This window comes from Arachidicoccus terrestris (assembly GCF_020042345.1).
Lineage (GTDB): Bacteria > Bacteroidota > Bacteroidia > Chitinophagales > Chitinophagaceae > Arachidicoccus > Arachidicoccus terrestris.
In genome coordinates, this window is record NZ_CP083387.1 from 1,165,540 (window position 1) to 1,187,953 (window position 22,414).

The 22,414-nt window shown below is 44.3% G+C and carries 18 protein-coding genes; 9 read left to right on the top strand and 9 right to left on the bottom strand.

The genetic code is table 11. From position 1 onward, the window contains the following. The first annotated feature begins 44 nt into the window (after nucleotides 1-44). The gene (locus K9M52_RS04610; protein ID WP_224070890.1) at nucleotides 45-719 is read left to right on the top strand and encodes a carbonic anhydrase; all 675 of its coding nucleotides are present in this window, start codon (nucleotides 45-47) and stop codon (nucleotides 717-719) included. 185 nt (nucleotides 720-904) lie between these two features. Beyond that, nucleotides 905-1,813: a bestrophin family protein gene (locus K9M52_RS04615; protein WP_224070891.1), complete on the top strand. Its 909-nt coding sequence runs from the start codon at nucleotides 905-907 to the stop codon at nucleotides 1,811-1,813. A gap of 115 nt (nucleotides 1,814-1,928) precedes the next feature. Here K9M52_RS04615 and K9M52_RS04620 read toward each other — a convergent pair whose 3' ends face one another. From K9M52_RS04620 to K9M52_RS04645, 6 genes are all read right to left on the bottom strand, one after another. Next, nucleotides 1,929-2,417 (bottom strand): methyltransferase family protein, encoded by a 489-nt coding sequence (locus tag K9M52_RS04620; RefSeq protein ID WP_224070892.1) that lies wholly within the window; start codon nucleotides 2,415-2,417, stop codon nucleotides 1,929-1,931. 114 nt (nucleotides 2,418-2,531) lie between these two features. Further along, nucleotides 2,532-3,065 carry a ribosome maturation factor RimM gene (gene rimM / locus K9M52_RS04625; protein ID WP_224070893.1) on the bottom strand — a complete coding sequence of 178 codons (534 nt, stop codon included), beginning with the start codon at nucleotides 3,063-3,065 and terminating at the stop codon, nucleotides 2,532-2,534. Between the two features lie 81 nt (nucleotides 3,066-3,146). Then, nucleotides 3,147-3,638, bottom strand: a complete 492-nt coding sequence (gene rpsP / locus K9M52_RS19070) for a 30S ribosomal protein S16 (protein ID WP_317197281.1) — start codon at nucleotides 3,636-3,638, stop codon at nucleotides 3,147-3,149. Between the two features lie 139 nt (nucleotides 3,639-3,777). Beyond that, complete coding sequence (gene kbl / locus K9M52_RS04635; protein ID WP_224070894.1) at nucleotides 3,778-4,968, bottom strand: glycine C-acetyltransferase; 1,191 nt, start codon at nucleotides 4,966-4,968, stop codon at nucleotides 3,778-3,780. Nucleotides 4,969-5,053: 85 nt separating this feature from the next. Further along, nucleotides 5,054-6,361, bottom strand: coding sequence for a UDP-N-acetylmuramoyl-tripeptide--D-alanyl-D-alanine ligase (locus K9M52_RS04640; RefSeq protein WP_224070895.1), 1,308 nt, complete (start codon nucleotides 6,359-6,361; stop codon nucleotides 5,054-5,056). A 116-nt stretch (nucleotides 6,362-6,477) separates the two neighbouring features. Then, nucleotides 6,478-6,867 (bottom strand): DUF4783 domain-containing protein, encoded by a 390-nt coding sequence (locus tag K9M52_RS04645; RefSeq protein WP_224070896.1) that lies wholly within the window; start codon nucleotides 6,865-6,867, stop codon nucleotides 6,478-6,480. Nucleotides 6,868-7,051: 184 nt separating this feature from the next. On the opposite strand from K9M52_RS04645, the gene gpmI reads away from it, so the two are divergent. Beyond that, nucleotides 7,052-8,578 carry a 2,3-bisphosphoglycerate-independent phosphoglycerate mutase gene (gene gpmI, locus K9M52_RS04650; protein WP_224070897.1) on the top strand — a complete coding sequence of 509 codons (1,527 nt, stop codon included), beginning with the start codon at nucleotides 7,052-7,054 and terminating at the stop codon, nucleotides 8,576-8,578. A gap of 44 nt (nucleotides 8,579-8,622) precedes the next feature. On the opposite strand, the gene K9M52_RS04655 is transcribed toward gpmI, so the two are convergent. Further along, the gene (locus K9M52_RS04655; RefSeq protein ID WP_224070898.1) at nucleotides 8,623-9,987 is read right to left on the bottom strand and encodes a glycoside hydrolase family 2 protein; all 1,365 of its coding nucleotides are present in this window, start codon (nucleotides 9,985-9,987) and stop codon (nucleotides 8,623-8,625) included. 779 nt (nucleotides 9,988-10,766) lie between these two features. Here K9M52_RS04655 and K9M52_RS04660 point away from each other — a divergent pair. The 3 genes from K9M52_RS04660 to K9M52_RS04670 all read left to right on the top strand — a co-directional run bounded on the left by K9M52_RS04660 (nucleotide 10,767) and on the right by K9M52_RS04670 (nucleotide 14,012). Beyond that, entirely contained in the window at nucleotides 10,767-11,984 is a 1,218-nt protein-coding gene (locus tag K9M52_RS04660) for an MFS transporter (protein WP_224070899.1), read from the top strand. A 439-nt stretch (nucleotides 11,985-12,423) separates the two neighbouring features. Further along, the gene (locus K9M52_RS04665; RefSeq protein ID WP_224070900.1) at nucleotides 12,424-12,906 is read left to right on the top strand and encodes an Lrp/AsnC ligand binding domain-containing protein; all 483 of its coding nucleotides are present in this window, start codon (nucleotides 12,424-12,426) and stop codon (nucleotides 12,904-12,906) included. Nucleotides 12,907-12,959: 53 nt separating this feature from the next. Beyond that, nucleotides 12,960-14,012: a hypothetical protein gene (locus K9M52_RS04670; RefSeq protein WP_224070901.1), complete on the top strand. Its 1,053-nt coding sequence runs from the start codon at nucleotides 12,960-12,962 to the stop codon at nucleotides 14,010-14,012. 414 nt (nucleotides 14,013-14,426) lie between these two features. Here the strand turns inward: K9M52_RS04670 and K9M52_RS04675 are convergent, their stop codons facing one another. Further along, nucleotides 14,427-16,046, bottom strand: coding sequence for a TonB-dependent receptor plug domain-containing protein (locus K9M52_RS04675; RefSeq protein ID WP_224070902.1), 1,620 nt, complete (start codon nucleotides 16,044-16,046; stop codon nucleotides 14,427-14,429). Further along, on the bottom strand, nucleotides 16,039-16,668 hold the full coding sequence (locus K9M52_RS04680; RefSeq protein ID WP_224070903.1) for an RNA polymerase sigma factor: 630 nt from the start codon (nucleotides 16,666-16,668) through the stop codon (nucleotides 16,039-16,041). The genes K9M52_RS04675 and K9M52_RS04680 overlap by 8 nt, the downstream gene beginning before the upstream one ends. A 463-nt stretch (nucleotides 16,669-17,131) precedes the next feature. Between K9M52_RS04680 and K9M52_RS04685 the strand changes: the two genes are divergently transcribed. The 3 genes from K9M52_RS04685 to K9M52_RS04695 all read left to right on the top strand — a co-directional run bounded on the left by K9M52_RS04685 (nucleotide 17,132) and on the right by K9M52_RS04695 (nucleotide 22,335). Continuing rightward, entirely contained in the window at nucleotides 17,132-19,372 is a 2,241-nt protein-coding gene (locus K9M52_RS04685) for a YfbK domain-containing protein (protein ID WP_224070904.1), read from the top strand. Nucleotides 19,373-19,565: 193 nt separating this feature from the next. Further along, nucleotides 19,566-21,353 carry a translation elongation factor 4 gene (gene lepA / locus K9M52_RS04690; protein ID WP_224070905.1) on the top strand — a complete coding sequence of 596 codons (1,788 nt, stop codon included), beginning with the start codon at nucleotides 19,566-19,568 and terminating at the stop codon, nucleotides 21,351-21,353. A gap of 142 nt (nucleotides 21,354-21,495) precedes the next feature. After that, the gene (locus K9M52_RS04695) at nucleotides 21,496-22,335 is read left to right on the top strand and encodes a glycoside hydrolase family 25 protein (protein WP_224070906.1); all 840 of its coding nucleotides are present in this window, start codon (nucleotides 21,496-21,498) and stop codon (nucleotides 22,333-22,335) included. Nucleotides 22,336-22,414 lie beyond the last annotated feature (79 nt).

The following is a 22,414-nucleotide window of genomic DNA, read 5'->3' on the forward strand; positions in this document are numbered from 1 at the left end:
AAGACCTGGGGTGCGCCTCATTTCTCACTAAAAAAAACAACAAAATGAATAACAATAATAATCAAGTAAATATCCCAAAGGATCCGCAGTCCATTTTGCATATCCTGCAGGCGGGCAACAAGCGCTTTATGGAAAATATACGGCAAAACAGGGATCATCATAGTGGCATTGATGCGACCAAGGATGGACAAAAGCCTTTTGCGGCCATACTAAGTTGTATGGACTCAAGGGTTGCCGCTGAGTTGGTCTTCGACCAAGGCATCGGTGACATTTTCAACATCCGGATCGCCGGAAATATCATCACACCTGAAGTCCTGGGCTCTCTTGAATATGCAGTTGAAGTCAGCGGCGTTCCCGTTATCCTCATACTGGGGCATACCGGTTGTGGCGCGATTGGCGGCGCCTGCGATCAGGTGAGTCTGGGTAACCTGACCGGCCTTCTGGAAAAAATCCAGCCGGCCATCCGGGCAGAAAAAACCGTGACGGACAACCGCAATAGCCAGAACCCGGAATTCGTCCGAAAGGTTACACTCTTGCACCTGGAAAATGTACTGAGTGACATGCTGGAACAAAGCAGCGTTATCGCGAATGCTGTGCGTTCTGACAAGCTTCTGGTCGCGACGGCCATTTACGATGTGGCTTCCGGTGCTGTACAGTTTCTCAGCGGAACAACGGATCTGGAGGTGCTGGCATTAATACCACAAGGCGCTTCCGTTTAGGGAATATTTGATTAAAATAGCGTTTAGGTGATTTTTAAATATAGGGGTAGCCCGATAACATCTGGCTGCCCCTTTCTTCAATAACAACATGTCGATTGACATCGGTGATTGTACTTTTAGATAGCTACCTCACACTGAATATCAGCTATTATGAATAAAAATCAGTATATTTATAAAAAGACGTCATGTTACTTGAAAAACGTATTCCTTTCCGCTATTTCTTCAAACAGGTTAAATATGATTTGCTGTTTGTTCTGATTATGTCCCTGGTAACTTTTATGTTAAAAAAAATGTTTGGCGACCTGATGCCTAATATTCCTGTATCACTGCCTGCTTTCCTGGGAACCGCCATTTCTTTGCTGCTGTCTTTTAAACTCAGTCAGTCATACGAACGATGGTGGGAAGCAAGGATTGTTTGGGGAGCGATTGTGAATGACTCCAGAAATCTCGTCAATCAGGTATTACACTTCTCCAGTTCAGAAGCAGAGGACGATGCGTATTCAATAAGGAAAGCCATCTGCTATCGCCAGATCGCCTGGGTACATTGCCTGGGTCAATCGCTTAGAAAGCTAAATCCACTGAAAAACACCATCGATTACATACCGGAAACAGAAGTTGATTATATTGAACGGCATATCAACAAACCTTTGGCTCTTCTGGATCTACACTCCAGGGATGTTGCGACACTGTATAAAAAAGGATGGATTAACTCGTTTCAGCAAGTCCAGATTAATAAAACCATTGTTGAACTCTGTAATTCGATGGGCCGGGCAGAAAGGATCAAAAATACAGTCTTCCCGGTTACCTACCGGCAAATATTACACTACTTCATCTATGTTTTCCTGCTGATCATGTCTCTTGCTCTATTGGAAATTGACAGTTTATGGGAGGTTCCGCTGGATCTGCTCATCGCCATGCCTTTTTTCCTGATTGAGAAGACAGCAAAATATATGCAGGATCCATTTATGAATAAACCGACAGATACCTCTGTAACGGCTTTGGCCATTACAATAGAAACAAATATAAAACAGATTTTACAGGACAAGAATCTTCCAAGGCCAAGCGACCTCGGTAATACCTTTTACGTCATGTAGCCGATGGCCTGTAAGACGGACTCCTAAGAAAGGGGCTAAGTCAGATTGATTGGCTTAGCCCCTATTTTTAACCAAAACAAAAAATGAAAAGAAAAAAAGATGTTTTAAATCTGTGTCAAAACCACCTGCGAACATTTCTCTTGTAGTTTTTATAGAGCTTCCCGAACCTTCGCTTAAGGTAGCGCTCTTCTCTTTTGATCACATATAGCTTCATGATCATTCCTAAAAAGGGCGATAATATAAAGGTCCACCAATTGCCCCAGAAAATCGCCGCTCCGAAATAAACAAAAAACAGGCTGACATAGAGCGGATTGCGGGAGTATGCATATACCCCTTTGGTTTGCAGGGAATGCGCGGATTTGATCGTCACAATCGTGTTACGGCTACGGATAAACTGAACCAGGGTCATCAGGCCCACGCCGATCCCAATCAAGCCCAACACCCAACCAATAAATTGGGTAGTGTACTTCCGCAGAAATTCCACGCCTAATGGAAAATCATGTTCCAGGATTATGGAGAAATAAAAAAAGGCAATGTAAAATAAGGGAGGGGGTATATAGACACCCGGATGATCCTTCTGATCTATTTGTTCACTGGTGGCCATAAGTCTGTTTTTTTAACCTGAATACAAAGACCGAATATGCCTTTGTGATTGCAAGGTTAAGTTACGACATACAGCTTAGATTTCCAAGAGTTTTTTGGGCTTATCATATCCAGCTTACATCTCCAGATATATATCAAGCAACCCGTCCGGAAGGTCAACCAATACTTTACGCCCTTTCTGATCGACTTGTTTTAATGTCTCACTGTGAAGCGGTATTAATACCTCCTTTTCCTGGTAAGTTATTTTTAACAATATCTGATGAGGCTGTTCAATCACTTCCTCGACCTCTGATAATATCTGCCCATTGTTAATCACCATATAGCCTATCAGTGCGACTGGCTGAAACCCATCCATCAGGCCATCAAAATCCTGGCGCGGCAACCACACATTTTTACGGATCAATAATTTAGCGGATTCTTTACTATCCGTCCCTTCCAGTTTAACCAACCATTCTCCCTTCGACCTGGGGGTGACCTTTTCTATGAAATAGGGGATATAGGAATCCTTGACCGGTTCTATAAAAATAGCCTTAATGCGTTGCAGCGCACCCGATTTAATATGCTCCCCAACACCATGTTCCAGGATCAAATCCCCTTTAATACCGTGTGTTGCTACCAATCTTCCTATCTGGATGTATTCTGTCGCCATGATTTTGCTGAATCGTTCTACTAAAAAAACAGGCTGTCAAAATTTGCATTCTGACAGCCTGCCACTAATAACATGCTAAGACTATGCTTCAGCTGGTGCCTCTGCAGGTCCTTCAGCCGGAGCTTCGGGTGCCTGATTTTCAGCAGGAGCCGCCGCAGGAGCTGCTTTCTTGACAACTGGACGCTGACGGTTTGCACGCTGTTGCTTTTTATGTTCCTCAGTACGTTTCTGTACTTTGGCTTCATGATCTGAATACCACGCCTGGAATTTTTCCATGGCAGCAGCTTCATCAAACAGACCTAATTTTACACCTCTTAATAAGTGCTTCAGGTATAAAACACCTTTAAAAGATAAAATCTGACGAACGGTGTCTGTAGGTTGAGCGCCTTTGTGTAACCATTCTAAAGATTTTTGACGATCTAATTGAATAGTTGCCGGAACGGTTAGCGGATTATAAGTACCCAGCTTCTGGATAAACTTACCATCTCTGGGAGAGCGAGCGTCTGCTACTACGATAAAATAAAACGGACGTTTCTTGCTCCCGTGTCTTTGTAATCTAATTTTCACTGCCATATTAAATAGAAATTTAAAGGCTAAAGGATTTGGTTAAAAAATATTTTGGAAGGCAAAGTTAACCAAAATATGCAGTAAACCAAAAATTGTTGAATTCTTTAATTTTTTCTTTTTTGCCCCTCCGAAATTGTTAAAAAGATTATGATTTAAGCACCCCCAAATCCTTACCCACTTTGACAAAAGCGGCAATTGCCTGATCCAGATGACGGATTTCATGTGCGGCACTTAACTGTACCCTGATTCTGGCCTGCCCTTTAGGTACCACCGGGAAGAAAAAGCCTGTCACATAAATACCTTCCTGTTGCAAGGCAGCGGCAAATTGCTGGGCAATAACGGCGTCATATAACATGACCGGCACAATGGGATGGATACCTTCTTTGATGTCGAATCCGGCAGCCGTCATTTTTTCCCGGAAATACTTCGTGTTGGCTTCGAGTTTATCGCGAAGATCTGTTGTCTCACTCAGCATATCCAATATGGCAATAGAGGCTCCTACAATACTAGGGGCCAAGGTGTTGGAAAACAGATAAGGGCGGCTGCGCTGCCGCAGCAGCTCGATAATTTCTTTTCTGCCCGATGTAAAACCGCCGCTGGCGCCTCCCAATGCCTTACCCAGCGTGCCGGTAATAATATCTACTTTACCCAACACATTTCTGTACTCATGGGTTCCTCTCCCCGATTTACCGATAAAACCGGTCGAGTGACTTTCATCACTCATGACGATGGCATCATATTTTTCAGCCAGGGCAACTATTTTATCGAGCTGTGCGATCGTTCCGTCCATGGAGAAAGATCCGTCGGTAACAATAATACGGCTACGGTGTCCGGCGGCCTCCTTTAATTTGGTCTCCAGATCTGCCATATCATTGTGATTATAGCGATAACGGGCCGCTTTACATAGCCTAACTCCGTCGATAATAGAAGCGTGGTTCAAGGCATCACTGATAATGGCATCTTCCGCACCAAAAAGTGGTTCGAATACGCCGCCATTGGCATCGAAAGCTGCCGCATATAAAATCGTATCTTCAGTGCCGAGGAACTCGGAAATTTTGGCTTCCAGCGTTTTATGAATATCCTGTGTGCCACAGATAAAACGGACACTGCTCATGCCATAGCCCCTTTTATCAATCGTTGCTTTGGCAGCTTCCAGTACTTTGGGATGTGAAGAAAGCCCCAGATAATTATTGGCACAGAAATTCAATACCGTTTTACCACCGACTGAGATTTCCGGGCCCTGAGGACTTTCAATGCTTCGTTCTTTTTTAAACAGACCCGCTGTTTCAATTTCCTGAAGTTCCTGACCGATACGCTGTACAAATGCTTCATTCATAATGATATACTGTTTATTTTTTTAAAGGTATAAAAGTTGGGCAACAAAGTGCTGTTAAATCGTTTGCGGAAAATTTAAGGACAGGTTATAATACTTCGACCAGCTTTTCCAGGCCGTTGCTTCTGGAGCCTTTCACCAGTATATAACTGTTCCGGAACGGCGTGTTTTCAAGCGCCTCAGCCGCTGCATGCTGGTCTTTAAACCAGCTATATTCCGGCGCGATGCCCTCGAATTCCGGACCAATTAAAATGACTTTATCCCAGCTGCCGCTTTGATCGATCAATGCCTTTAGCTTCAGGTGCTCCGCGGGACTTTCCTGGCCCAGCTCTTTCATGCCGCCCAAAATCAATACTTTATTATCCGCCTTCATTTTGCTAAAATTGAGAATAGCCGCCTGCATACTGGAGGGATTTGCATTATAGGCATCCAGTATGATCTGATTACTGTCTTTATGGATCAACTGAGACCTGCTGTTAGAAGGCGCATAGGCTGCAATGGCCTTCTGTATCGTGTCATCGGGGATATCAAAATATCTGCCAAGCGCAACAGCGCAGAGCACATTAGGCAAATTATAGGCGCCTACCAACTGTGTCTCAATAACCCGGTCGGCCCTGTGCGCTGCCTGAAGCCGGATCTCCAAAAAAGGGTCACTTTTGTATATATCACCGGCTGCGATCAGATTTTCTTTAGTACTATTCGCGTTTTCACTATACCAGAACTGATGAGCGATGCCCCTGGTCATATTCTCAAAATAAGGATAATCCGCATAGGCAAAACTGGTACCATTATGCGCTCTGAGAAAATCAAAAAGTTCTCCTTTGCCTTTTCGAACCCCTTGCTCGCTTCCAAAGCCTTCCAGATGCGCCTTGCCGCAGTTGGTAATAATACCGATTGTCGGTTCGGTATAAACACAATAGCCGGCGATCTCTCCCAGGTGATTGGCCCCCATCTCTATAACGGCCACATCCGCATCTCTTTTTATTGAAAGCAGGGTCAGCGGAACACCGATATGATTATTCAGATTGCCCTTGGTCGTATACGTTGTATATTGCGTACTTAATACTGCATGGACCAGCTCTTTGGTCGTTGTTTTACCATTGCTGCCAGTAATGGCAATAAACGGGATATCGAAAGTCTTGCGATGATAATGTGCCAGTTGCTGCAGGGAGCTAAGCACATCTTTCACCTGAATTAAACGGACGTTATCCGAAGCCACCGCTTCATCTACGATGGCATAGGCAGCACCGTCTCTGATAGCTTGTTCAGCATAAAGATTTCCATTAAAATTGGGGCCTTTTAAGGCAAAAAACAGGTCCCCCTTTTGTATTTTTCTGCTATCTGTCTGTATAGAGGGATACCGGGTATATAATTCGTATAGTTCAGCTATTGACATAGAAGCAATAGTTTTAATATTGTTATTATATTGTTGAGAGCGATCTGCCAACAAAAATAGCGATAGAATTGATTCCTACCGCTATTAAATCTGAATTTGGTATGTGTGAATATTATTTAATTGATACGCACCGTTACAATGGAGGTTGTGGAGCCGCTCGTCTTAAGCATCAGCGTAATGTTATAGCTTTTTGCATCCGCTTTCAGTTTGCCTGTCAGATAACCTGTTCCCCCCATTTCTCTTTTAGAGGTAAGATCGAACCCTTTGACATTTTGCTCGGAGTAGAAGTTCTTCAAAATCAGGGTCGCCTGATTTTTGCTGACATTTTTTACTTCGTCTTTTCCCGGCAGTTTAATATCCACCGCGCTATCAAAAAATTTACTAACCTGTGTTGCGTTATTACCCTTCAATGCCTCTACGATTTCAGATATATCCCCTGAAATACGCGTAAATGAAGTGAGCAACAGCAAACAGGTCACAATCGCTAAAATTCTTTTCATCATCATTTTTTTAGTACACAAACACTTAGGGTGCAAAGAGTGCGCCAAAATGCATCTCTCTCATGCTAAGCGATTTCCAAGCCTTAAAATACTGGTAACAGTTAGAATTACTAACACCGGAAAGGTTTAATTTCTTTAATTTTACAGCTTTAGTGCACAAATATAAAAGAAAATATTAAAACAAAATATCATGCAAGCAAAAAAAGCCATTCTACTTATTATGGATGGATGGGGACTGGGGAAAAGTAAACAAACAGACGCCATTCAAGCCGCAAATACGCCATTTGTCGATGCTCTGTATGATAAATACCCACATACGACTCTTGTCACCTATGGAGAATCCGTCGGACTGCCGGACGGACAGATGGGCAACAGCGAAGTCGGGCACTTGAATCTGGGGGCCGGCAGGATTGTCTATCAAGAGCTGCAACGGATCAATGTCGCGATCAGGGAAAAAACATTTCACAAAAACGCCGCGCTTTTAGACGCTATACATAAAGCAAAAAACGGCGGCAAACCGCTGCATCTGCTCGGGCTGGTCAGCGACGGTGGGGTGCATAGCCATATTAACCATCTGAAAGCCATTATAGATGTTTGTAAAGAGCAGGGGCTCAAAAATGTATTTGTGCACGCTTTTACAGACGGCAGGGATTGTGATCCCCATAGCGGCAAGGGCTTTATTAAAGAACTTCTGGACCATATGAAAGCTACCGGTATCGGTCAGATCGCCTCTATCACCGGCCGTTACTATGCGATGGACAGGGATAAACGCTGGGAAAGGGTCAGACTCGCCTATGATGCTATCGTTCATGGGAAAGGCGAACTTACCGGCGACCTTCTCCTTGCCATTGACCAGTCTTATAAAAATGAGGTGACCGATGAATTCATTAAGCCCATTATTAATCAAGACTTGCAAGATAATCCGGACAGCCGTTTAAGTGACGGCGATGTAGCCATCTGCTTTAACTTCAGAACGGACCGTTGCCGTGAAATCACCCAGGTACTGACGCAGGAAGACTTCCCGGATTTTGGGATGCAAAAACTTGACATTGATTATACGACCATGACCGAATATAACAAGGCGTTCAAAGGTGTTCACGTGATCTTTCAAAATGAAGATTTAAATAATACCATTGGAGAGGTCCTGGAAAGCAACGGCAAAAAGCAGATCCGCATCGCGGAAACGGAGAAGTATCCGCACGTAACGTTCTTTTTCAGTGGCGGACGCGAGAAAGAATTTGAAGGTGAAAAGCGTATCATCGCTGCTTCGCCAAAAGTGGCTACCTACGATCTTCAGCCTGAGATGTCAGCGGGTGAGATCACCGCTAAGATCTTGCCGGAAATTAACGAAGAAACAGCGGACTTTATTTGCCTGAACTTTGCCAACACCGACATGGTGGGCCATACGGGCGTATTCTCTGCTGTTGTCAAGGCCGCTGAAACCGTTGACAATTGTGTTGCCCAGATCGTTCCGGCAGCCTTGGCCCATGGCTACAATATCTTCCTGACAGCTGACCATGGTAACGCAGATAATATGGTAAATCCGGACGGCACACCCAACACCCAACATTCCGTAAACCTGGTACCACTCTTTTTAATCACGAATGATTATAAAGGGCCACTCAAAGCAGGAAAACTGGGAGATGTGGCACCATCTATTTTAAAATCAATGGATATCGCTATTCCAAAAGAAATGACAGGTACGCCTCTATTCTAAGGGGTCCTTATAAACGACAGCTATTTTTTTTGACAAGCCCCCGGTTATAGGGGGTTTGTCGTTTTCCGGTCAGAGGGTTGATCTATTGCATATCCGTAGAGTATAATATAGATCACAATTACAAAACCCGCGTAGACATATTGTGTCAGAGATACACCCACCCCATAAGGGAAATAGATGCCAGGCAAAAGGTGCAGTAAAGCAAACTCCCTGGCAAATAACCCGACAGACAATAATATTACTGCCAACAGCCCCAACCATTTTTTTTGCGGCTGCTGAATGATGCCTCCGCAGACAATCAATACCAGTAAAGCAAGAAAAAGATAGCGGATATAAGTCGTCAGATTCTGAAAGAAATCATGATCCGCAAGCCCTGTCGTCCAGGCGAGCCCTAAAAACGCGGCGCAAATATAAAGAATAGTAAGAGCGGATACCAGCCACGGGATCCTGCCAGGCAATCTGGGCTGGTACCAGTGCCACCAGGCCGTCAGCCAGCTTCCCAAAATCATCGGCCTCAGTAACACAGTAGAGATTACGTCATAGGCATGTGTGGATTCGATCTGAAACCAGGTATAGACGGCCTGATTTACCCTATATAAGCCCAGAAGAATCAGACCAACAATCAACCATTTACGCAAAAGAAATTGTTCTTTGCTTTTTAAAACAGAAAACACGCCAATGGCCAGTAAGACAAAAATCACCGGTTCAACGACTTCCACGATATAGCCCTTGATGCTTTGGCTCCATTGGAATCTGTATGCAGATTCAACCGTATCTTTTACGCCAAGTACAGGCGCAATATGGATCCCACCGAGGTCCGGCGCCTGACCTAACGTGCCCGGGCTCATCCAGACCCTAAAGGCCAAAGTGACCTGTCCATCCTTAGATAAGGAGTCGGGCAGCAAAAAAAAACTCGGCCGGATGCTATAGGCCAATGGGATTTTTTTTGAAAAGTCTCCGGCACTGCCCAATAAGTTTCCATTGACGTATAACTGATAGGCATCATCAACGGCCGGAGGTGCCAAAAGAGCTAATTTTCCAGCCGGCACACTATCCGCAGGAATTTTGTATCTATACCAACCGTATCCCGCATAATCCGCATGTCCCTGAGAAGTCCAGCCAGGCATATAGCCCGATAAGCCGACATCACCATCATGCGCACCTGGCGGCGCTGTCAGGTCGACCACCTCCCAGCCATCATCATTATACGCTGGGTTGCGCCAGGATAGATCATCTCCGGTCTGAAACCGCCAGGGCTTATTCAGTATTTTGTAATGATCTCCCTGACCGCCAGGGGCATGACCATTGCTGTAATGTTTCAAAAACAACAAGGTACCAGCCATCAGACAGACCGAAATAAGGAACAGCGTCATGACGACGGACCTTTTAGACGTTGCTGAAGTTTGCATAAAATTATAATAATTGTGCGTGAACCTCTTTTCCCGAAATTAACCGATTTTTACCGAACTGCCACACACCTGAATAGTGGTTCTCTCATCAATAAAACATTGTATTTTTAATGGCGGGTCAACCTTTTTCAATACTTTATAAGACAACTTTTTGCGTTGATCCCAAGTTCAGGGCGAAAGGACGGTCTGTGGTAAAAAAAAATCCTGATACCGATGATTTATCAATACCAGGATTTAACGACGATGCTGTAGGGGTAGGAGTCGAACCTACACGGGGCAGTTGGCTTAGGTACAAAATCCGGTGGTCAACCCCGGTCTCCCTTGCGGAAGGCTCTATACCAAGTTTATCCTGTGATCCCCCACCCCCGAGACGAGAGGGCATGTCTGCCAAAAGTTTCATCACCCCACAATGTTTAAGATCTTCCGAAAGTTCCTTATGTTTTAACCAGGTTTCTTTCGTTGACAAGGCAAAGATAAAGAAATAGCCTTTTCTTTTATTATTTTCTAAATAATATTTATAAAATATAGAATTTAATCAATAAAATATAAATTTTAATAGATTTTATTAATTTACCTATCTATATATGCCACTTCTTTAGAGAATATCTAAGATCATACTGAAAGCGTGGGTCACCTGTTTGTTCTTGTGGATCCGTGATTGGATTTTCCATCCATCGGGTTTTCCTGTAAATATTTGATTAAAAATAGCATAACGAATGTTCACTCGGCAAATAAGGAGAATAATTGCGCTAACTTTGCGGCCTTAAAACAGATCTGTCATGTCTTTTCTTAATGGCTCCGGCGCCTTCAACACTTCTCTAAAACTGAAAATAGCCAGTTATGTGCTGTTTACTTTTTTTGGATACCTGTGTATCGGATTGCCATTAGCTATCCTGCCCATCTTCATTACCAAGACCCTGGGCTATTCTACCATCATGGCGGGTATCGTTATCAGTCTGCAATACGTTGCGACTTTTTTAACCAGAGGCTGGTCGGGAACACTGATCGATAAATACGGTCCGCGTCTGTCGGTGTATATCAGCATGAGCTGCCTTGCATTAAGCGGGGTTTTACTGTACCTTACCTATCTTTCCCGCTCCCAGGCTTTTCTAAGCCTGCTTATATTGATTATCGCCAGATTGATCACCGGTTGTGGCGAAGGCTTTATCGGCGCCTCTCCTATCACTTGGGCCATGCTGGTTGCAGGAGAAAAACAGACTGCGACCATCATTTCCTATAATGGTATTGCGTCCTATGGAGGTCTGGCTTTGGGAGCTACCCTGGGCGTATATCTAAACCAGCATATCGGGATGTATGCCATTGCATTTTTAACCTTATTAATGGGTGCGTTAGGTTATTTCCTGGCCGCGAGGAGACCTAACGTCATTGCACCGGCCTCTGACCAGACCACCGCCAATCCAACTTCCTTTCTGACGGTGCTTATCAAAGTAGCGCCGTATGGCATCTGCCTGATGCTGGCCGGCTTGGGCTTTGGCACCATTTCCAACTTCATTACACTTTATTATGACCATTTCCACTGGGATCATGCCGCACTCTGTCTGACAGTTTTCAGTGTCTTATTTATCGTGGGCAGGATGTTCTTCTCGAACGCCATTAACGATTACGGCGGCGTTAAAGTTGCAATGGCCTGTCTGGCCTGTGAAACCATTGGTTTGCTTGTATTGGCCTTATTTCAGCAACCTTATTTTGCCCTGGCAGGAGCAGCCATTACCGGCTTTGGTTTCTCACTTATGTTCCCTTCATTGGGCGTAGAGGCGGTCAAATTGTTTTCATCTGATCGTAGCGGAGCCGCCATCGCAGCCTACGGATTATTTATTGATATCTCTCTTGGGATAACCGGCCCGCTGATTGGAGGTCTGATTGAGTCCTTCGGCATCGAATATATGTTCAGCTTTACAACAGTAATCGTATTTGCGGGCCTTATTGTTTGTTCTTCCCTCAATAGAAAAATAGTCAGGCAACTGGCCACCAGATAGATGCGTGAATATCGCCACCCGGAAGGATCAGGTAATTGAACAAAAACAAAAAGGAACAATTGGATAAGATAATCCGCCTGTTCCTTTATAGTTTTAAAGCTGGCTGTAGGGGTAGGAGTCGAACCTACACGGGGCAGTTGGCTTAGGTACAAAATCCGGTGGTCAACCCCGGTCTCCCTTGCGGAAGGCTCTATACCAAGTTTATCCTGTGATCCCCACCCTCGAGACGAGAGGGCATGTCTGCCAAAAGTTTCATCACCCCACAATGTTTAAGATCTTCCGAAAGTCCCTTGTGGTTTTACCAGGTTTCTCTCGTTGACAAGGCAAAGATAAAACATTGGCCGATTTCTTTCAAATTATTCAAAATAATTTTTAAAAGTTTAGATACTATTTAAAATCTAATTGCTATATTTGAATATTAATTAAAATCAGCTAGAAAATGAGTCATAAATTAAATTTAGACAAATTGGACTATCAGATCATACAGGTCATGATGGAAAATGCAGAAATTTCCTATGCAGATCTGGGAAAAAAGCTATTTGTGTCTGGTGGCACTATTCATGTAAGGATAAAGAAGCTTCAGGAATATGGTATAGTCACCGGATCCAGACTCAATATCAATACCAAGGCCCTTGGTTTTGATGTGATCACTTTTGTCGGGATTTATCTGGAAAAAAGCTCTATGTATGAAGATGTCGCTAAGGAGCTTAAAAAAATCCCGGAAATTGTCCGGCTTAATTATACAACCGGTACGTACAGCATGTTTGCAGAGATCATTTGCAAGGACATCCAGCAGTTAAAGCATGTCCTGCATGATGAATTACAAAACATAAAAGGTATAGAGCGCACAGAAACGCTTATTTCTCTGGAAGAGAGCTTTAGTCGCAATGTGCTGGTGTTGGATGAAGAAGAGATTAACTAATCTCTCTCACGCTTTATGTGCTTCCAATATAAGTTTTAATCTAAAGATCAGCTATGCAGTTAAATCGACCCCAGGCAGAAACACTTCATAAAGTCATCACAGAATGGGAAACCGGCGGGCTTATATCCGCTGAAAAAGCCAGTGAATTAAAAGCCAGTTATAGTGTACGCAGTTTTGACTGGAAGATGATGGCCCGCTATTGTTTTATTATCGCCATACTGCTGGGTGTCGCCGGAGTGGTAGCTACTTTTGCCGACAGGGCCCTGATCCGCTTTTTTCAATCGCTGGTAGACCGGATCTATAATGCACCTAATTTTATCCTGGCTGTTATTTGCGCAGTCATTAGTGCGGTATTTTTCTATTTCGGGGAGAAAAATAAACAGGCCCAGCCCACCCGGATATTTACCAACGAAGGCTTTATTCTCCTCGGCGCTACATTCACCGCTTTCACGGCAGCCAATATTGCCGCTATGGCAGGCACAGGCGACATTTATTATACTTGTGTCTTTATCGTCGCCACCCTACTCTATCTGGGCCTTAGCCTCAAATTTAAAAACGCACTGCTGTGGCTTTTCACGCTGATTTCATTTACTGTCTGGCTAGGCGTTCTAACGGGCGTGCTGACACATTGGGGGCCTTATTTTCTAGGCATGAACTTTCCGGTAAGATACATTCTGATTGGCGCTATTCTGATGGCAATGTTCTGGCAGACCCGGAAGTTCTCCTGGTGGAAGGGCTTCTACCCTATTAGCCGGTTTTATGCTTTATTGTTGTTATTTGTAGCCTTGTGGACAAGCTCCGTATTTGGGAATACCGGCAGTTTTGAGCTTTGGTCCAAAACCCCGCAATGGCATTTTTGGCCCTGGGCATTACTGTCCACACTGGCTGCTTTAGGCGCTACCTATCAAGGCAGTAAAAAAAATCTGCTGCAATTACGCAGTTTTGGTATTGCCTTTCTGTTTCTGAATATCTATACGCGCTGTTTTGAGTATTTCTGGGATAGCACCCCCAAAGCCATATTCTTCATTGTACTGGCGATTTCTTTCTGGCTCATCGGCAGAAGAGCGGAAAACATCTGGCACCTGGATCCCCGAAAAAAGAAATAGTTCCATAACGAACAATCCAACGGCGCAAATTATCTATTTTCTCAACCTGTTGATCAGGCAACTTTTAATCAAATAAACTTAAACAGAGCGTCCGCTAACATCCAAAAGATGACATCTCCAACCGGAGTCCCATTTTAGGGGATTCTTTTCATCAATAACCAAATGGGAGAAAGCGCCATCAGAAGCATTCCCCACCCAAAAGCCCATACGACCGTTACCGATTGTATTTAATGGCCTGACAACCAAGGCAGGCGTATTATTTCCATTCGCAAAAACACGAAAATTTCTTCTGCAATCTCCACTTTTACGTGAATCCAACTGTCTGGATCAATCTTTACTCCCAAACCATTTCAAGTTCGCCTTTAAATAGATGAAATTATAACTAATGAGATCCCTCCTTGATATAATGCAACGCTAGTGCCTGTTAAAATAAATCTGAATAGTCGCGGGACCGTTTTGACGCTGCGTGTCAGGTATACCATCACTGCTGTCGCCACTGTTTAAAGTATCTACCTGCCCCTGTTCCCACCGTGGACCTCGCGCCAAAACGGCATTTAACCAATTAATAAATGCAGTTCTGTGACCTTCTTTATTTAACTCAACTATAATTCCATGCCCGTAAGCCTCATTGCCGATGCGGACTTCCACTTTCACGATACCCGTATCCTGCCAACGGACTATCTTATTATTGAATCCGACAACCCATTGTTTTTCTAAATAGCGCTCAAGCGCTTTAAATCCTCCCATGGGTTGCAATGACCCGCTGAGCCTGTGAACCTCTACCTGCAAAGCTGCAGCAAGCGCCGGAGCCGCATCCACTTCCAGGCCGGGCACTTTCCCATTCAATTGTGCAGAAAAACTTTTATTTGAAAGAATATTTTTTTTACCCGCTGGCAGCTTATCCCTTTTCAGATAAGCCGTCTGACTGTCTCTATTCGGGGAATGAGCCGCAATTGCTTTAGTCGTAGTAATCAACACGACACCATTTTCAGCCAGGTCCCCATATAAAGCCCGTGCAACAGGCTCTTTAAGCACATCAAGATGCGTGATATTATTGGGGTCGATGGAATCCAGTGGATTACCTACAACTACATTACCATCAACCACAACTAAAGGCCCACCCTTCTGGCCTGGCAATAAACTATCCAAAACTGGCCTGCGACCACGTATGTAGATCCTGGCAATGTTGTTTGCTTTCTCTGAATCCCCATCCATATTGGAAATACCTGGTATATTTCCTGATGCCCATCTTTGATTACTATTCAATCCTTCTGTCTCCATAGCTGCGGAATCCTTAAAGAAGGATGGTTGGGAAGCCATTAAGCGATCAGCCGCTAAACTGGCGGCCGCTGCAATAGGAGCGTGGGTAGCTAATGACAGGCTTTCTGATCCCAATGCGGCCGGCTTCTTATCTTCAGGGCCCATTGACAGTTTTTTTCCAGCAGCGCTTATTGTTTCAGTAGTTTGATCTGCAGGCAAAGGCTTTGTCTGTTTTTCAGGCTCTGTCCCTTTAGCGGCATATACGGCTTTATTTCCTTTCGCCATATGGCTACCACTTTTATTACTATCAATCAGCGCCTTAGTAACAGCACTGGCAATCTCAGGATTGGGCTGCAGGCTGTCAGTAGCCCTATCTATTCCCTGGCTGGCAAAGTAGAACCAGCCACCCGCCAGTAAGACAAGGACGATGGCGGCAACGCCCCACCACTTTCTCTTGTCACCCTCTCTATTTAAAGGTTCAACAGGTGTCGTGCTTTGTAAGTCAGTAAGATCCTTTTTATCCTCCGGCGCCAAAAATAAATCAGAAGTAGCTGCGCCTGCGGCTACCCTGCTGTCTAATCTGGCATATAAACGGTCCATGCCGCCTTCCAGATCTTCTGAACCCCACTGCGGATTGGCGGCCAGTCCTTCCAGTGCTTCAGCAAGTAACGGATCTTCTAATGCCTGCCTTTCCAGAGCATGCATCGCCATTGGATCCAGCTTTCCAGCCAGATAATCCTGAAGTGTTTTAATATCGTAATTCTGCCTAGACACTTTGTTGTTTTTCCATACAAATTTTAAGGTTCCTGCGGCCATTTTGTATATAACTACGGACTTTATCTATATCATAGCCTGTAATATCTGCCACTTGCCTGTAACATTTTTGTTGCAGATAAAACAAATCAACACTTACCCGCTGCTGCTCTGCTAAGGTTTCCAGGCATTTTTCCATTGTTGTGAAAACAAATTCCTTCTGCATGGCCTCACTTGGTTCCGAAACGCTGTCCTGCATGACATCTGCATTAGGATGCAACTTCTTCCCCGAATGCATAAAGGTTTCATCAAAACTAACCGCACTTTCAGATTCAGGAGATTTTTTGCGTAACTGCATCAGACAATGGTTACGAGCCAACGCCCCTAACCAGGGTTTAAAATGCTCTATCTCATGGTTTTTTACTTTACTTATCAGTTGTTCAAAAATATCCATAACCGCATCTTCGCTGGCAGGTTGGTTTTTAAAATATTTTAGACAGACGCTATAGACAAGCCCCATATATCTTTTATATAATTCTGCCAGCACCTGAAGGTCACCACCTGCTTTGTACGTAGTAATTAACACTTCATCTGACAAAGAGGACAGTGAAGCTGGGGACAATGTGTCAGGTTTCGCTTGCATTTAGGACTGCAATATATGCATTTCTCCTCTTTTGTACGCAGCCAGAGATATCAATTGCCAGGATCCATAAGTGGTACTGCTCCCTGTTATTATATTGGCATTTATCCCTCCGAGATACAACTTAATCTATTATAGAAAACCGTTGCTCTCCTACCCGTTATCATACAATGCACTATTATAACTATTAATAAGCAACGAATTACAGATCTTTTTATGGGCTGATTCTAATGCAATTAAATCATTCCCATATTTTTTCAGCCGGTGTTATGTAATCTGTTTACCAATTGCATCTTAGGTAAAACGGTATGGATTTACGGGAACGCTAACTTACCGGCACCACTCAACCTTAGCAGGATAAAAAAACTGCAGATATATATCTGTATCTAAAGTAAGTTATCGACCCATTGTAAGCTTATAATAACTTTATTTCTTCCCTTTAATTATACACATCAAAATGATAAAAATGAAACATATATTTGATAGCCATAGACCAGATACCCGTTACTTCAACAGCAACAATAACGCCAGCAGATATTCAATTGCATCCGACAGGCCAAAATCGTACTGGATGCGTAGCCTGCTGCTTCTGCTGATTACCTCATTTTTAATCCAGGCGGTTCCACTTTCCGCCCAATCATTCACCCCTATTAAATCATCGATATTACAGGGGAAGGTAACAGATAGCGAAGGAACGCCACTGGCGGGTGTACATATTTCCACTGCCCCCGTTCACAGTGATGCTTATTCTGATTACAATGGGCGTTTTCGTCTGACCATTAACGGCTTTACCAAACATCTCCTATTGGTAACGCCGGGTTTTCAGCCAGAATGCGTTACCATAAAAAAAGCAAAATTCCCCTTAATCATTCAGCTGCAAAAAGCGCCTAAAAGAGCCAGGGATTCTGGCAACAATCTCTTTGCGCAATTAGAAAAGATCCCAGGCATAAGCGTCATGTCTGGTAATCAGGCGAATTTTCCAGCTGGACAAATAATGATCCGGGGGGTATCTGGCCAAAACGTAGCGGCCCTTAGAGCTAAGATGCCAAGTGTCTACTTCACCCCCCGCAACAATACAGAGTCCTATGCACATATAAAAGAAAACGGGTTCAAGGCTGCAGCTATCTCGCCGCTGTCCACTTTCTCTATTGACGTAGATAAAGCCTCCTACAGCAACGTACGCCGGTTTATCAATGAGGGACATTTGCCGCCGGCAAATGCCGTTCGTATCGAAGAGCTGATTAACTATTTTGACTATCATTACAAACAACCTACCGGTAAAGATCCGGTAAATATTCAGACAGAACTGGGTACCGCACCATGGAATCCCAGGCATTACCTGTTACATATTGGACTACAGGCCAAAAAAGTAGGAACAGATGAATTGCCTCCCAGCAATCTGGTATTCTTAATCGATGTATCAGGATCAATGGCCGCCGCCAATAAACTGCCGTTACTGATTACATCTTTCAAAATGCTGACCGATCAGCTTAGAGAGCAGGATTATGTTAGTATCGTTACCTATGCCGGCAATGCGGAAAATGTTTTAGCACCCACCAGCGGAGCGGATAAGAAAACAATTAAGAAAGCCCTGGACCAATTGAGTGCATACGGATCCACTAATGGTGCCGGCGGTCTGGAAAAAGCTTACGCCATGGCTGAGCAACATTATAGAAAAGAAGGCAATAACCGGATTATCCTTGCCTCAGATGGTGATTTCAACGTAGGGGCTTCCAGCCTGGAGGACCTGGAAAAGCTCATTGCTTCAAAAAGAAAATCCGGCATTTTCTTGTCTGTACTCGGGTTTGGAATGGGCAATCTCAAAGACGATAAAATGGAAACCCTGGCCGACAAAGGAAATGGAAACTATGCTTATATTGACAACAGTTCTGAAGCGCGCCGGGTTCTTTTAAAAGAGTTTGGCGGCACACTCTTTACTGTCGCCAAAGACGTAAAGGTCCAGGTAGAATTCAACCCGGCAGTTGTGCAGGCCTACCGGTTGGTAGGCTATGAAAACCGGGCGTTGAATGATGCAGACTTTAATCAGGACACCGTCGATGCGGGAGAAATGGGCAGCGGCAGTAAAGTTACCGCTCTATATGAAATCATTCCCCAGGGCCTGAAGGATCATTTTAGTCCGAATGTCGATACACTCCGCTATGTATTCGATCGGCTTTCTAAAAAAGAGGCGTTCAGAGGTGAGTTAGCCCGGATAAAAATCAGATACAAGCGTCCGGACGGCAAAAAAAGTAATCCAATCAGCCAGATAGTAGCCGATAAACGATTACCGGGTATGAAAACTTCCGTTGATTTTCAGCTGGCAGCAGCAGCGGCAGGCTGGGGCATGCTACTTAAAAATAGCCAATATGTACAGGACATGACCTATTCGAAGGTTGCAGAACTTATTAAAAAAACTTTAGAATCAGATCGGAGTGGCCAGGTTGGCGGTTTCCTGAATCTGGTAGAGACCAGTGAAGCCCTGGCAGGTAATGAGATCGAAAATACCGGGAATCTGCCTTGTTCACCGATCTTGATACACCCAAGACGGGTTCCAGGTCCCGCTCCCCGCCCTATCCCTCGCCCCGGGCCTATTCCCCAAAGAGATACGGTGTCTACTTTCCGGATTCTGCCGGTTAGCCGGTCGGTGCCACTGGCCAAGGCCTTACAGGGAAAAATGACCTGTGTGAGTCCGATCAAAAACAAATAATAACATCCTGATAATCAGCGCCGGCTAAAACAACAGGTATTTGTCTCAGATCCGGTCCGATTTGACCCCAAAGCCGCCGGGGAATGAAACAGGGTTTTGTAAAGGGTAAGTTTGTCGTAACGCTGGAAAACTTCATAACGCATTTGCACAAATAAGCATTTAAATTCAAAGAAGCCGTGTTATCTTTGCGCCGATGAAGCAAATTAGAAATTTCTGCATTATTGCACATATTGACCACGGAAAGAGTACCTTGGCGGATCGGTTACTGGAACATACCAAGACCGTAGGTGAGCGCGAGATGACCAACCAGGTACTCGACGACATGGACCTGGAGCGAGAAAAGGGGATTACGATTAAAAGTAAAGCCATTCAGATGGAGTATGCCATGAATGGCACTACCTATATATTCAATCTGATCGATACCCCCGGCCACGTCGACTTTAGTTATGAGGTCAGCCGGGCCCTGGCTGCCTGCGAAGGTGCTTTACTGCTGGTGGATGCCACTCAGGGCATTCAGGCCCAGACGATCAGTAATCTATATCTGGCTATTGATAATAATCTGGAAATCATTCCTGTTATCAACAAGATCGATATGGATGGTGCTATGATCCCAGAGGTAAAGGATCAGATCGTCGATTTAATCGGCTGTAAAGAAGACGAAATCCTGCTGGCCAGCGGCAAAAGCGGGATTGGGATTGAAGAAATCCTGGAAGCCATCGTAGAGAAAATCCCGGCCCCTAAGGGAGACCCGCAGGCCCCTTTACAGGCTTTGATCTTTGACAGCGTATTTAACAGTTTCAGAGGAATTATCGCCTATTACCGTGTCTTTAACGGCACCATCAAAAAAGGTGATAAGATCAAATTCATCAACACGGGCCAAACTTATTACGCAGATGAAGTAGGTAAATTGGGCATCGGGCTGCAACCTACCAAAGATGTGAAGGCAGGTGATGTAGGTTATATCATCACAGGTATTAAAAATGCCAAAGAAGTAAAAGTAGGGGATACGATTACCTTAACAGAGAACCCGGGCGCCTCTATCAAGGGATTTGAAGAGGTAAAGCCGATGGTTTTTGCCGGGATATTCCCCGTTGTGACTGAAGACTTTGAAGAGCTTCGTGACTGCATGGACAAACTACAGCTCAATGACGCTTCTCTCACCTATGAGCTGGAAACCTCGCAGGCGCTTGGTTTTGGCTTTCGATGCGGCTTTCTGGGGCTGCTCCATATGGAGATCATCCAGGAAAGGCTCGAAAGGGAATTCAACCAGACTGTCATCACGACAGTGCCCAACGTAAGCTTTGTTGCCTACACTACCCGTGATGAAAAGATCATCGTCAATAATCCGGGACAAATGCCCGATACGACGAAGCTCGACAGAATCGAAGAACCTTATATCCGGGCGCAGATTATCACGCATTCGGATTATACCGGTAATATCATGACCCTATGTCTGGGTAAAAGAGGTACACTAACCAATCAGACTTATCTTACACAAACCAGGGTCGAGCTTACTTTTGAAATGCCCCTCACTGAGATTGTCTTTGATTTCTACGACAAACTGAAAAGCCAGACCCGTGGTTATGCATCTTTCGACTATACCCCATTGGATTATAGAGCGAGTGATATTGTGAAGATGGACATCCTGCTCAACCAGGAAAAGGTCGACGCATTAAGTGCGCTGATTCATCGCAGTCGCGCGCAGGACTTTGGACGTAAGCTCTGTGAAAAACTAAAAGAGCTGCTGCCTCGCCAACAATTCCAGATCGCGATCCAGGCGGCTATCGGTGCTAAAATCATAGCCCGTGAGAATATCAGTGCCATGCGCAAAGATGTGACAGCTAAGTGTTACGGAGGAGACATCTCCAGAAAACGTAAGCTCCTGGAAAAACAAAAAGAAGGTAAAAAAAGAATGCGTCAAATCGGTAATGTAGAAGTACCACAGGAAGCATTTCTCGCCGTCCTAAAACTGGATGACTAAAATGATCGACATTATATAATATTTATGCAGGCAGGAATCCCACAAAATTTCCTGCCTTTTTTATGTATACCTGCATTCACTTCCCGAATAACAACGTTCTCAGGGGCCTTTTATAGGAATAGCTGCTTACCTTTGCCCCCTGATGACAACAGCTAAACCCCATAACAGGTCAACTAAGGGCAGTAGAAAAAAAAAGAAGCAGCCGTCTTCCAGAGTGAGTCATTTCTGGAAGATCTTAGGTATCGTTACAGTTGTTATGCTGCTGTTTTCTATTGCCAGGTACATTTATAACGTTCAGCATAACAAAGACGCCTATTTTGCCCATTATAAAGAATTCGGGATTGATCTGCCGCAGAATTTTGCGATCCATGGGATAGATGTCAGCCATCATCAGGGGAAGATCAACTGGCCCATGGTAAAGTCCATGGAGTCAGAGAATGTAAAAATCGGCTTTGTTTTTATTAAAGCCACTGAGGGCTATACTTTGGTGGATAAAAGTTTTAAAGACAATTGGTTTCAGGCGGGCCTTATGGGTATTCCCAGAGGAGCGTATCATTTTTTTATTGCCGGCAAAAGTGGCGCATTACAGGCCAAGAATTTTATCCGCCATGTGCCGCGGGAACAGGGTATATTACCGCCCGTCGTGGATATTGAACAGCGATACGGAGTCGCTCCTGCCCTTTTTAGAAAACAGTTACAGATTATGCTGGACAGTCTGGAAAGTTATTACAAAAAAAGACCTATCATTTATACTTATGCCAGTTTTTATAACGATTTTCTGGACGGCTATTTTGACGGCTACCCTTTATGGGTCGCTCATTATTTTGAACTTAAAAGTCCGCGGACAGACAGAGAATGGTTATTCTGGCAGCACAGTGAACAGGGTCATGTCTATGGCATTAAAAGAAAGGTAGACTTCAACGTCTTTAGCGGCGACAGCACTGATTTTAAAAAACTGCTGAATCCTATGACAGAAAGTTAACCGATGATCTGGTGTCAATCTGAAAATAAAGTAGACAGCGGCTTCTTATTTAGTTAAACTAAATAAGAAGCCGCTGTCT